This is a genomic window from Paraburkholderia sp. OAS925 (genome assembly GCF_040543975.1).
Lineage (GTDB): Bacteria > Pseudomonadota > Gammaproteobacteria > Burkholderiales > Burkholderiaceae > Paraburkholderia > Paraburkholderia graminis.
On record NZ_JBEUNO010000001.1, the window covers coordinates 3,846,320 to 3,858,960 of the forward strand.

Below are 12,641 nucleotides of genomic sequence, written 5' to 3' on the forward strand. Positions count from 1 at the left end.
CTGACATTTTGCTTTCTCGCCCGTTCATGACGCACGCTTTCATCTCTTCCGTCGCACGCCGTTTTCATTACGCGGCGCTGCGTTCGCGCCTGAGTTCCGCTTTCATCGCTTTCATCGCCTGTTCGGCTGACGCTTCGGTTTCGACGCCGCCTTCAATACCGCCACGCCGCGTTGTGACGCGCGCGAACGCGGCGTGGCTGTTCGTCTGCGCGGCGCTCGTCGGCTCCGCATCGTTGCCGCTCGCCGCCGAGGCGCGCGTCAAGGCCACGCATCCGAGCGTGAACGTCAGCACCGTGTTGCCGCAGTCCGTCATGATCGGCTTGCAGCGCGCGCACGTACCGTTGTCGTCGATCAGCGTGGTCGTCGAGAAAGTCGGCGACCGCACGCCGATCGTCGCGTTGAACGCCGGCAAGCCGATGATGCCGGCATCGACGATGAAGCTGGTCACCACTTACGCCGGCCTGTCCATTCTCGGCCCCGACTACCGCTGGCGCACGAGCGCCTATAGCGACGGCACGCTCGACGCCAACGGCGTGCTGCACGGCAATCTGTACATTCAGGGCACGGGCGACCCGAAGCTCGTGCCCGAGGAACTGATCGACCTCGTGGAGAAGATCCACAAGGCCGGGATTCGCGGCATCGACGGCGCGCTCGTGCTCGACAAGCGCTACTTCGATCCGTCGACGCGCGACCTGCCCGCCTTCGACGACGACGCCAACGCGCCGTACAACGTCGGTCCCGATCCGCTGCTGTACGCGTTCAAGTCGCTGTCGTTCACGCTGACGCCTTCGCCGGACGGCACCGTCGCAATCGACGTCCTGCCCGCCCTCGCGCAGTTGCAGATCGACAATCAGATGCGCGCGGTCAACGGCCCGTGCCGCGGCGAAGCGGCTTCCGTCTCGCCCACCGTCACGCCGACGCCGAACGGCACGGTCGTCGCGTCGTTCGCCGGCGACTATTCGGTGCGCTGCGGCCCGCGCACGATCAACGTCGCGGTGCTCGATCATTCGGCGTTCTTCGCGGGCGGCTTCCTTGCGCTGTGGCAGCAAACCGGCGGCACGTTCAGCGGCACGACACGCGAAGGGGCGGTCCCCGTCGGCGCGAAGCTCGTCGCCACGCATCAGGGGCCGATACTGTCGGACGTCGTGCGCGACATCAACAAGTTCAGCAACAACACGATGGCGCGCAACCTGTTCCTGTCGATCGGCGCGGCTGAAGAAAAGCCGCCCGCCACGACCGCCAAATCGGCCCGCGCGATCGAGGCCTTCCTGCGGCGCGACAGCATCGACATGGAATATCTGACGCTCGACAACGGCTCGGGCCTCTCGCGTGACGAGCACATCACGGCGCTCTCGCTCGCCGATTTGCTGCAACGGGCGAACGCAAGTCCGGTGGCGCAGGTGTTCGTGCAGTCGCTGCCGATTGCGGGTGTCGACGGCACGATGCGCAACCGCCTGACCAACCAGGGCGCGGGCGGCAACGCGCAGATCAAGACCGGCACCTTGCGCGACGTGCGCGCGATCGCGGGCTATGTGGCATCCGCGGACGGCAACAGCTATGTCGTGGTGAGCTTCATCAACGATCCGCATTCGGAAGCCGCGCGCGCGGCGCACGACGCGCTGCTCGAATGGGTTTATCAAGGACCGGCCACGGGCTTCAGCAAAATCTCCGCGCCCGCCGCCGAACCGGCGAGCGCGGCACCGCGCGGCAAGCCCAGGAAAAACCCGCGCACGCGCGGCGCCCATTGAGGATTCCTTCTAGCGAAGGCCACGCGCGCCACGCGCGTAACCGTGTACGCTGTCGGGCAGTGTTCGGGCCGCATGTCACGCCCGAACCATAACAACAACCCACGACAGAACACCGCGGCATGTCACGCGGCGGCAAGGGACCACGGAGGAAGACACCATGCAATTCGATGCCGAATTGCTGCTGCTCGCCATGGCGCCAGTCTTTCTCGCATGTATCGGCTGGGAGGCGTGGCACCTGCGGCGAACGCGCCCCGGCGCACGGCTCTATAGCTGGCGCGACACGCTCTGCAATGCGGCGCTCGCGCTCATGCAGCAAGCCGCCGACAAGCTCGCGTGGCTCGCGATTCTCCCCGTCTATGCGTTCTTCTACGATCACTACCGCGTCCACATCTGGCAAGCGGGCTGGCTCTCGTTTGCGCTGCTGTTCGTCGCGCAGGATCTGCTCTACTACGTGTTTCACCGTTGCAGTCATCGCGTGCGCTGGTTGTGGGCCGCGCATGTCGTACATCACTCGTCGGAGCGGATGAATTTTTCGACCGCGTTCCGGCAGAGCCTCATGTATCCGGTTGCGGGCATGTGGCTCTTCTGGATTCCGCTTGCCGTGCTCGGCTTTCCGCCGAAGCAGATCGTGGCGATCGTGCTGATCAATCTCGGCTTCCAGTTTTTCGTGCATACGCAGGCGATCGGCAAGATCGGCGGCAAGTTTGCGTGGATCGAATACGTGTTCAACACGCCGTCGATTCATCGCGTGCATCACGCGCGCAACGACCGCTATATCGACCGCAACTATGCGGGCGTGCTGGTGATCTGGGACCGGCTGTTCGGCAGTTACGTCGACGAAGACCCGCGCGAGCCGCCGGTCTACGGCATCGTCGAGCCGCTTCATACCTACAACCCGCTGAGGGCGACGTTTCACGAATGGGCGTCGATGGCGCGCGACTTCGCGAGCGCGCGCAGTGTGCCCGACAAGCTGCGCGCGCTGTTCGCGCCGCCCGCGTGGGCCGCCGATTATCATGCGCGGCGCATGGCTGCTTCAACGGCCCACACAACGCTCAACGACAACGAAAACAACAACAAGGCCGCGTTATCAGCACGACGCAGACCCTGGAAGATTCTGTAAGCTGTCGTCACGCCGCCGACGCGGCGGACGCGGCCTGCAATACATGGCGCAAGGGCCAAACATACGAGGAGATGTAGCCAACATGAAGCAAACAGCATCGAGGAAACAGGATTGGTTGCGCGTCACGCAAATTGCCGTAGCCAGCGCCGCGTTTGCGCTGCTCGCCGCTTGCGGCGGTGGCGGCGATGACAACAACAACGCCAGCAGCAGCACGCCGGCAGGCGGCGTCAAGCTGCAGGTGGTCTCGTTCGGCGACAGCCTGTCGGACGTCGGCACGTATGCGCCGGTCATCCAGGGGAGCTTCGGCGGCGGCCGCTTCACGACCAACCCCGGCGAAGTGTGGACGCAAAAAGTCGCCGAGTATTACGGCGACACGTTGAAGCCCGCCTACCTCGGCGGCTTCGGTAAGCCGCTCGCCGCGGCAGGCGGCTTCGGTTACGCCCAGGGCGGCTCGGACGTCGTCAATGCTCAAGGCAAAGGCTGGGCGCCGAACAATATGGCGGCCACGACCGTGCCTATCGTGGGTCAGGTGCAGAACTACCTGAGCGCCCATACGAGCTTCAATGCGAACCAGCTCGTGCTCGTGAACGGCGGCGCGAACGACATCTTCCAGTTCGCCGAAAACACCGCGAATCTCACGGCGCTCGGCGCCGCGCTGCAGACGCAGTTCCCGTTGCTCGTGCAGGCAGGCAAGCTGCCGAATACGCAGGCGGGCCAGGTTGCGTTCATCGTCGGCTATCTGCAGCAATTGTCCAATCCCCAGGTTGCTCAGGCTGCCAGCCAGCTCGCCGCGCAAGTCAAGACCATCGTCAACGCGGGCGCGACGCACGTCGTGGTGTCGACGGTGCCGGACATCGGCAATACGCCGCTCGGCGTCGCGGCCAACGCGAGCACGCCGGGCTCGGCCGCGCTGCTGTCGGGAATCTCCGCGGCGTATAACTATCTGTTCGTGCAGAACCTCACGGCGCTCGGTCTGCTCGGAACGGGCAAGGTGATCGTGGTCGATGCGTTCACCTGGCAGGATCAGCAGTTGCCGAACTACAAGGCGCTCGGCTTCACGGTGTCGAACACCGGCACGGCCTGCAACCTTACCGCGATGCAGACCAACGCAACCGCTTACGCCCGCGCCAATCCGAGCGCGACGAACGGGCTGACGCCGGAGCAGTACGGCGCGCAGTTCGGCTCTTCGCTGTTCTGCTCGCCGCAGACGTACACGGTGGCCGGCGCGGATCAGACCTACATGTTCGCGGACACGGTTCACCCGAGCTCGCACATGCACGCGCTGTTCGCGCAGTACGTTCAGCAGCAGATCGCGGCGACGGGACTGGGTAAGTAAGTGGAGTGAGTGGAGTTCGGCCGCGCGGCGCGCGGTCGCTTTCCGCGAAGGAAGGATTGAGCAACGCCTGGCTTATCGATTCTGTCGATTGAGTAGCCAGGCGTTTTTTTATTGCGTGTTTATTGCGGCTTCGATCAAGCGCTTGCGAAGCGACAGCAAAGCAAAACTCAGTGCCCTTGCGCCTCGAACGCGGCCGCGGCGCGGCCGAGCCGATCGTTCACGGCGATCCATTCGATCGTATCAGGCAGCTTCTCAATCAGAATACGCGCGACGTTCGCGCGATCCAGCGCGCGCAGCAAGCCGTACAGCTCGCGTGCATAGACATGCGGATCTTCCGGCGCGGCGATGAAGTGCACGCCCTCGGCGTCGGCCCAATGCCCCGCTCGCGATGCCCGCGCGACGAGCGCAACGCGCTCGCCGGCTGCGCGCGCGGCGAGCAACGGCTCGAGCGCATTGAACGGCAGCAATGCGAGCGGCGTGCGCGGCGCGTAATGCGCCTTCAGCGTGCCGGAAGCACGTGGCGCGGTGGCGTCGGAACCATCGGGCAGGCGCGGCGCTTCGCCGAGCACATCGGCGATGTCTTGCGGCGTGACCCGGCCCGGCCTCAGCAACGCGGGGAATCCGCGCGACAAATCCACAATGGTCGACTCGATGCCGACGTCGGACGCGCCGCCGTCGAGCACATGAATCGCACTGCCGAACTCGTCGCGCACATGCTGCGCGGTGGTCGGGCTCACATGCCCAAAACGATTCGCCGACGGCGCCGCCACGCCGCCGTGCCCGGCGCGCAACGAGCTGAACGCTTCGAGCAGCGCCTGCGCCACAGGATGCGACGGACAGCGCAAGCCAACGGAATCCTGCCCGCCGCTGACGGCCGCCGGGATGCGCGCCGCGCGCTTCAGAATCAGCGTGAGCGGCCCCGGCCAGAAGGCGTCGATCAGACGCTGCGCCTCTTGCGGCAAGTGCTCGACCCAATAGTTCGGATCGCCCTGCGGCGCGAGATGCACGATCACCGGATGATTGGCCGGCCGGCCCTTTGCCGCGTAGATGCGCGCGACGGCGTCGGGATTTTCCGCGTCGCCGCCGAGGCCATAGACCGTCTCCGTCGGAAACGCGACGAGACCGCCCGCGTCGAGCAGCGCCGCCGCATGCTCGATCTGCGCGGCGCTGACAGGCAGCGCGTTCGCGGCGCCTTCGCCGGATTGGTCGGAATGGCCGGCCTGGCCGGGTGTCTGTGGATCGGGCATGGCGCGCGCGTCAGCTCGTGGGGATATGCAGAAGGCGCGCGCAATCGCGTGCCGCCGTGCGCGCTTCTTCGAGCGTCGCGGCAGTGAAGTTCACGTGGCCCATCTTGCGGCCGCAACGCGCTTCTTCCTTGCCGTACAGATGCAGGCGGGCGGCCGGCATCGCCGCCACCTCGTGCCAGGGCGGCGTGACCGACGCGCCCTTAGGCCCGCTTGGGAACCACACGTCGCCGAGAATGTTCAGCATGACGGCCGGCGAATGCTGACGCGTGTCGCCGAGCGGCATGCCGGTCATCGCGCGCACTTGCTGTTCGAACTGGCTGGTCGCGCAGGCGTCGACGGTGTAGTGCCCCGAGTTGTGCGGACGCGGCGCCATTTCGTTGGCCACCAGCGAACCGTCTTCGAGAATGAAGAATTCGACGCACAGCACGCCGACATAGCCGAGCTTGTCGGCGATTTGCAGCGCGGCCTGTTGCGCCTGCTGGACAAGCGTCGCGCTCGCGTCCGGCGCCGGCACGATGGTGTGCGACAGCACGCCGTCGCGGTGCGTGTTCTGCGCGAGCGGATAGACGGCCGACGTGCCGCTCGAGCCGCGCGCTATCAATGCGGAGACTTCGAACTTGAGCGGCAAACGCTTTTCGAGCACGCACGGCACGCCGCCGAGCGACGCGTGCGCCTCGCGCACTTCCTCGGCATTGCGCACGCGGATCTGGCCTTTGCCGTCGTAGCCCATGCGCGCCGTTTTGACGATGCCGGGCAGCACGGCGTCGAGCTGTGCATCGTCCATTGCGGCGAGCGCGTCCGATGATTCGATCACGACATGCGGCGCGACCGCCACGCCCGACGACGCGATAAAGCGCTTCTCGGCGATGCGGTCCTGTGCGACGGCCACGCAGCGGCCGGCGGGGCTGACGAACGTGGTCTTCGCGAGGAAGTCGAGGCTTGCGGCCGGGACGTTCTCGAATTCAGTGGAGACCGCCGCGCACAGCCGCGCGAGTTCGGTCAACGACGCTTCGTCGTCGTAAGCCGCGCGCAGATGGCGGTCGGCGACCGAGCCTGCCGGGCTGTTTTCGTCCGGATCGAGCACGGCGACGCGGTAGCCCATGGCCTGTGCGGCAAAGCAGAACATGCGGCCGAGCTGGCCGCCACCGACCATGCCAAGCCATGCGCCTGGCAGAATCGGTGAAACCGGTGTGTTGTCTGGGTTCATCTTGGTGGTCGGTCGCGGCCGGGCGTGCATGCGGTTCAGCAGTGGCAAGCGCCCGGCGGGTAGGTCGGACAGGGGACGTCGTGTAGCAGTCGCTGGTCAGTTGGCGCTCACAGCGCCGGCAGCACCATCGCGTGAGCCGCCTGGTTCTGGCGCACGCGGAACGCCGCCAGCTTCTCCGCGTATTCCGCGCTCGTGCCGCTCAGGATCGACACGGCGAAGAGCGCTGCATTCGCCGCGCCCGCCTCGCCGATCGCAAAGGTCGCGACAGGCACGCCCTTGGGCATCTGCACGATCGAATGCAACGAGTCGACGCCCTTCAGGTACTTGCTCGCCACCGGCACGCCGAGCACCGGCACCGTGGTCTTGGCGGCCAGCATGCCCGGCAGATGCGCCGCGCCGCCCGCACCCGCGATGATCGCGCGGATGCCGCGCTCGCGCGCGCTTTCAGCATAGGCGAACATTTCGTCCGGCATGCGGTGCGCGGAGACGACCTTCGCTTCGTACGGCACGCCGAATTCCTGCAGAATCGCGACGGCGTTCTTCATCACTTCCCAGTCGGAGCTGGAGCCCATCAGCACGCCGACAACCGGCGCGCCATGCGTATGGGCGGTCTGTGCTTCACTCATCTTGCGGCTTTCCTCTTGCGGCTTCGCTGCTACGGGTTGGCGGGTCGGAAGCGGTCAGGCGAGCTTGTGCCCGGTCAGACGTTCGAGCGCTTCCTGGTATTTTTCGCCCGTCTTCTGGACCACGTCGTCCGGCAGCTTCGGCGCGGGCGGCTCTTTCGCCCAGTCTTGCGTTTCAAGCCAGTCGCGCACGAACTGCTTGTCGAACGACGGCGGATTCGTGCCAACCTGATACTGGTCGGCCGGCCAGAAGCGCGACGAATCGGCGGTGAGCGCCTCGTCCATCAGGTACAGCTTGCCGTGGTTGTCCAGACCGAACTCGAACTTCGTATCCGCGATGATGATGCCGCGCGTCGCCGCATAGTCAGCGGCTTCCTTGTACAGCCGGATCGAGATGTCGCGGATCGTGGCCGACAGTTCGGTGCCGATGCGGCGTTCCATCTCGTTGTAGGTGATGTTTTCGTCGTGATGCCCCATTTCGGCCTTCGCTGCCGGCGTGAAAATCGGCTCAGGCAGCTTCTGCGCGTTTTGCAGGCCCGGCGGCAATTCCACGCCGCACACCGAACCGGTGGCCTGGTAGTCCTTCCAGCCGCTGCCGGCCAGATAACCGCGCACCACGGCTTCGACGAGAATCGGCTCCAGGCGCTTGACGACCACCGCGCGGCCCTTGACCTGCTCGACTTCGTCAGCCGCCACGACCGACTCGGGCGCCACGCCCGTCAGGTGATTCGGCACGACGTGCTTGAGCTTCTCGAACCAGAAGTTGGCCATTTCGTTGAGCACGCGACCCTTGTTCGGAATCGGCTCGCCCATGATGACGTCGAACGCCGACAGACGGTCGGTCGTGACGATCAGCAACTGGTCGTTGCCCACCGCATAGTTGTCGCGGACTTTACCGCGGCCGAGCAGCGGCAGCGAGCGGAGCGTGGATTCGTAAAGGGTAGACATCGTCGTGGTTCGCTAAAAGTGAGGCAAAAAGTGTGAGCGGAACAAAAGGGAAACGCCGTTCCCCGGATGATGCGGGAACGGCGATCTGACGACAACCTGGCCAAACGGCCAGGCGCACAGCAAAAAATGACGCAACCGCGAGCTTAACGGGAGCTTAGCGGACGACTTGCGCGAGTTCGCCCGACTTGTACTTCTCCGCGATTTTATCAAGCGAAACCGGCTTGATCTTGCCGGCCTGGCCTTCGCAGCCGAATTGCGTGTAGCGCTCGATACAAATCTTCATCGCGGCTTCGCGCGCCGGCTTCAGATAATCGCGCGGATCGAACTTGCCCGGATTGGTCGCCATGTAGCGGCGAATCGCGCCGGTGATCGCGAGACGCAGGTCGGTGTCGATATTGACCTTGCGCACGCCGTGCTTGATGCCTTCCTGGATTTCCTCGACGGGCACGCCGTAGGTTTCCTTCATGTCGCCGCCGAATTCGCGGATCTCGGCCAGCAGTTCCTGCGGCACCGACGACGAACCGTGCATCACCAGGTGCGTGTTCGGAATGCGCTGGTGAATTTCCTTGATGCGCTGGATCGACAGAATATCGCCCGTCGGCTTCTTGCTGAACTTGTACGCGCCGTGCGAGGTGCCGATGGCGATGGCCAGCGCGTCGCATTGCGTGAGCTTGACGAAGTCGGCGGCCTGCTCCGGGTCGGTCAGCAATTGCTCGCGGGTCATCGTGCCTTCCGCGCCGTGGCCGTCTTCCTTGTCGCCCTTCATGGTTTCCAGCGAGCCCAGCACACCGAGTTCGGCTTCGACCGTCACGCCGATCGAGTGCGCCGCTTCCACCACCTTGCGCGACACTTCGACGTTGTACTCGTACGAAGCGACGGTTTTGCCGTCGGCTTCCAGCGAGCCGTCCATCATCACGCTGGTGAAGCCGCTGCGGATCGCCGCCATGCAGACCGCCGGCGACTGGCCGTGGTCCTGATGCATCACGACGGGAATGTGCGGATAGGACTCGACCGCTGCTTCGATCAGATGGCGCAGGAACGCTTCGCCCGCGTACTTACGCGCGCCGGCCGATGCCTGCATGATGACCGGAGCGTTGACCTTGTCGGCCGCCGCCATGATCGCCTGCACCTGCTCCAGGTTGTTCACGTTGAATGCCGGAAGGCCGTAGCCGTTTTCAGCGGCGTGGTCCAGCAGTTGACGCATTGATACGAGAGGCATGCTGTACTCCTTAGATTGAAACGAATTCTTTTGCCGCCGGCATCTTTTGGGCGATCAGAAAGCGAAGCAAGCCGCATACCTGTCGGCCAGCCTGCTTCGCTCGATCAAGCCTGCGCCAGTCGGCCAGTACCGCCGGTCAATACGGCTCGCCGACGCGCACGATCTTCAGCGTATTGGTGCCGCCGGCCTGGCCCATCGGCTCGCCGACGGTCAGCACGACCATGTCGCCGCGCGACGCATAACCCTTGCCGACGACCGTCTCCAACGCCTGTTGCAACGCCGTGTCGCGGTCGGTGTTCGTGTCCAGATGCAGCGAAGTCACGTTGCGGTACAGCGCCATGGCCCGCTCGCTGCCGACGCGCGGCGTGAGCGCGAAAATCGGCACGTGCGTCCAGTGACGCGACATCCACAGCGCGGTCGAGCCGGATTCGGTCAACGCGACAATCGCCTTCGCGCCCAGATGGAACGCCGTGAACAGCGCGCCCATCGCGATGGACTGGTCGATGCGCGTGAACGTGCGGTCGAGGAAATCCTTGTCCAGTTCCGACTGCTCCGACTTCTCGGCTTCCACGCAAATCGCGGCCATTGTCTCGATGGTCTGCACCGGATACTTGCCCGCCGCCGATTCCGCCGACAGCATCACCGCGTCCGTGCCGTCGAGCACTGCGTTCGCGACGTCCGACACTTCGGCGCGCGTCGGCACCGGCGCGTAGATCATCGACTCCATCATCTGCGTCGCGGTAATCACGAACTTGTTCGATTCGCGCGCCATCCGAATCATGCGCTTTTGCAGCGCGGGGACTGCGGCATTCCCCACTTCCACGGCGAGATCGCCGCGCGCGACCATGATGCCGTCCGATGCGTCCAGAATGCCTTGCAGCGCCGGAATGGCTTCCGCGCGCTCGATCTTGGCGATCATCTTCGGCTTGATGCCATACGGCGCGCCGGCGATGTTCGCGAGCTGCCGCGCCATTTCCATATCGGTCGCGTTCTTCGGGAACGACACCGCGACGAAATCGACGCCGAGCGACATGGCCGTGCGGATGTCTTCCATGTCCTTGGCGGTCAGCGCGGGCGCTGTCAGGCCGCCGCCCTGGCGGTTGATGCCCTTGTTGTTCGACAGGTCGCCGCCGATCTTCACGATCGTGTGGATCTCGTTTCCGAGCACGCGCTGAACGTTCAGCACGATCAGGCCGTCGTTGAGCAGCAGCACGTCGCCCGGCTTCAGGTCGCGCGGCAGGTCCTTGTAGTCGAGACCCGCGCGTTCCTGGTTGCCGAGCTCGCAGTCGGCGTCGAGGATGAACGGCTCGCCGGAGACGAGCGTGACCTTGCCGTTTTCGAATTTGCCGACCCGGATCTTCGGGCCTTGCAGGTCCGCCATGATGGCGACCTCGCGGCCCGCCTGGCGAGCCGCCTCGCGCACGAATTCGGCGCGCTGGCGGTGGTCGTCCGCGGTGCCATGCGAGAAATTGAGCCGCACCACGTCGGCGCCTGCCTGAATCATTTGCAGCAGGATCTCCGGCGTGCTGGAAGCCGGTCCGATGGTAGCGACAATCTTGGTGGCGCGATGCATGAGTCTCCTCGTCTGGATAGGATCGCTGGAAAGAGCGCTGCGAGTCGGATGCGGAGGCTGCGCACCGAAAGATGCTGCCAGGGGCTGCGCGCCGGTTGAAACCAGCGTCGCTTTATGGGGTGAAGCGGTATTCGACACCGGCGCGGGGGGCGCGGGTGGAGATGTGGGTGCGACGGATTGCTCCGATTCGCTGACCGCCGGCGTGGCTTCGCCGGCAGCAGCTTCGAGTGCGGTGGCCAGCGCGGCGGCAACCGTGCCGGCAAGCTCGGACTCCTTGGCCGCCGTCGCGGCGTCGGGGCGCGCTGTACGCTCCCCCGCCGTTGCTGCCGCGGTGTCGCGCGGCTTGCCGCGCTGACCGTTCGCTTTCGCAGACTTCGCCGTTGGGGAGCGCGCCGCCACGTTAAGCCCGCGATTCCAGAACTTCGACCGCCGGCAGCTTCTTGCCTTCGAGGAACTCGAGGAAAGCGCCGCCGCCCGTCGAGATATAGCTGACCTTGTCGTGGATGCCGTACTTGGCGATCGCAGCGAGCGTATCGCCGCCGCCCGCAATCGAGAATGCCGACGACCTCGCGATCGCGTCGGCCAGCGTCTTGGTGCCGTTGCCGAACTGGTCGAACTCGAACACGCCGACCGGCCCGTTCCACACGATGGTGCCGGCCTTTTCGAGTTGCGCGGCGAGCGCCTTCGCGGTGTCCGGTCCGATGTCGAGGATCATGTCGTCGTCTTCGACGTCCGCGACGGCTTTGATTTCGGCCTTGGCGGTCGGCGAGAACTCCTTGGCCGTGACCACGTCGGTCGGAATCGGCACCGATGCGCCGCGCGCCTTCGCTGCGTCGATAATGGCTTTGGCTTCGCTCACCAGATCGGCTTCGGCCAGCGATTTGCCGATCTTCAGGCCCGCGGCCAGCATGAACGTGTTCGCAATGCCGCCGCCGACGATCAGCTGATCCACCTTCTCGGCGAGCGACTTCAGAATGGTCAGCTTGGTCGAAACCTTGGAGCCCGCGACGATCGCGACCAGCGGGCGCTTCGGCGCGCCCAGCGCCTGGCCGAGCGCTTCGAGTTCGGCGGCCAGCAGCGGACCGGCGCAAGCCACCGGCGCATATTTGGCGATGCCGTGCGTGGTCGCTTCGGCGCGGTGCGCGGTGCCGAACGCGTCGTTTACGTAGATGTCGCAGAGCTTCGCCATTTTCTGCGCGAGCTCGTCGGAATCCTTCTTTTCGCCCTTGTTGACGCGGCAGTTTTCCAGCAGCACGACCTGGCCCGGCGCGACGTTCACGCCGTTTTCGACCCAGTTCGCCACCAGCGGCACGTCGCGGCCGAGCAGTTCGGCAAAACGCTTCGCGACCGGCGCGAGCGAGTCTTCCGGCTTGAAATCGCCTTCGGTCGGACGGCCCAGGTGCGACGTGACCATCACCGCGGCGCCCGCGTCGAGCGCTGCCTTGACCGCCGGCACCGAGGCGCGGATGCGGGTGTCTTCGGTGATGTTGCCCTGATCGTCCTGCGGCACGTTGAGATCGGCGCGGATGAACACTCGTTTGCCGGACAGCTTGCCTTCGGCGATCAGATCGGAGAGACGCAGTACCTTGTTCATGGGCGTTTGTGTGCGAGTTGATGGAA

General features: G+C 65.2%; 10 protein-coding genes. 3 read left to right on the forward strand and 7 right to left on the reverse strand.

Going from position 1 to position 12,641, the window contains the following annotated elements; translation table 11 throughout:
- Positions 1–26 precede the first annotated feature (26 nt).
- The 3 genes from dacB (at position 27) to ABIE53_RS16875 (ending at position 4,204) form a co-directional block, all read left to right on the forward strand.
- Positions 27–1,748, forward strand: coding sequence for a D-alanyl-D-alanine carboxypeptidase/D-alanyl-D-alanine endopeptidase (gene dacB / locus ABIE53_RS16865; protein WP_044021249.1), 1,722 nt, complete (start codon positions 27–29; stop codon positions 1,746–1,748).
- Positions 1,749–1,905: 157 nt separating this feature from the next.
- Positions 1,906–2,868 carry a sterol desaturase family protein gene (locus ABIE53_RS16870; RefSeq protein WP_114156455.1) on the forward strand — a complete coding sequence of 321 codons (963 nt, stop codon included), beginning with the start codon at positions 1,906–1,908 and terminating at the stop codon, positions 2,866–2,868.
- Between the two features lie 82 nt (positions 2,869–2,950).
- Positions 2,951–4,204, forward strand: a complete 1,254-nt coding sequence (locus ABIE53_RS16875) for an SGNH/GDSL hydrolase family protein (protein ID WP_006049981.1) — start codon at positions 2,951–2,953, stop codon at positions 4,202–4,204.
- 167 nt (positions 4,205–4,371) lie between these two features.
- Here the strand turns inward: ABIE53_RS16875 and ABIE53_RS16880 are convergent, their stop codons facing one another.
- The 7 genes from ABIE53_RS16880 to ABIE53_RS16910 all read right to left on the reverse strand — a co-directional run bounded on the left by ABIE53_RS16880 (position 4,372) and on the right by ABIE53_RS16910 (position 12,615).
- Positions 4,372–5,451, reverse strand: a complete 1,080-nt coding sequence (locus tag ABIE53_RS16880) for an L-threonylcarbamoyladenylate synthase (protein WP_006049980.1) — start codon at positions 5,449–5,451, stop codon at positions 4,372–4,374.
- A 10-nt stretch (positions 5,452–5,461) separates the two neighbouring features.
- Entirely contained in the window at positions 5,462–6,658 is a 1,197-nt protein-coding gene (locus tag ABIE53_RS16885; RefSeq protein ID WP_006049979.1) for a 5-(carboxyamino)imidazole ribonucleotide synthase, read from the reverse strand.
- Positions 6,659–6,765: 107 nt separating this feature from the next.
- On the reverse strand, positions 6,766–7,284 hold the full coding sequence (gene purE / locus ABIE53_RS16890; RefSeq protein ID WP_006049978.1) for a 5-(carboxyamino)imidazole ribonucleotide mutase: 519 nt from the start codon (positions 7,282–7,284) through the stop codon (positions 6,766–6,768).
- A 54-nt stretch (positions 7,285–7,338) separates the two neighbouring features.
- On the reverse strand, positions 7,339–8,229 hold the full coding sequence (locus tag ABIE53_RS16895) for a phosphoribosylaminoimidazolesuccinocarboxamide synthase (RefSeq protein ID WP_006049977.1): 891 nt from the start codon (positions 8,227–8,229) through the stop codon (positions 7,339–7,341).
- Positions 8,230–8,383: 154 nt separating this feature from the next.
- The gene (gene fba / locus ABIE53_RS16900; protein WP_006049976.1) at positions 8,384–9,448 is read right to left on the reverse strand and encodes a class II fructose-bisphosphate aldolase; all 1,065 of its coding nucleotides are present in this window, start codon (positions 9,446–9,448) and stop codon (positions 8,384–8,386) included.
- 136 nt (positions 9,449–9,584) lie between these two features.
- Positions 9,585–11,021, reverse strand: a complete 1,437-nt coding sequence (gene pyk / locus ABIE53_RS16905; RefSeq protein ID WP_006049975.1) for a pyruvate kinase — start codon at positions 11,019–11,021, stop codon at positions 9,585–9,587.
- Positions 11,022–11,421: 400 nt separating this feature from the next.
- Positions 11,422–12,615 (reverse strand): phosphoglycerate kinase, encoded by a 1,194-nt coding sequence (locus ABIE53_RS16910; protein WP_006049974.1) that lies wholly within the window; start codon positions 12,613–12,615, stop codon positions 11,422–11,424.
- Positions 12,616–12,641 lie beyond the last annotated feature (26 nt).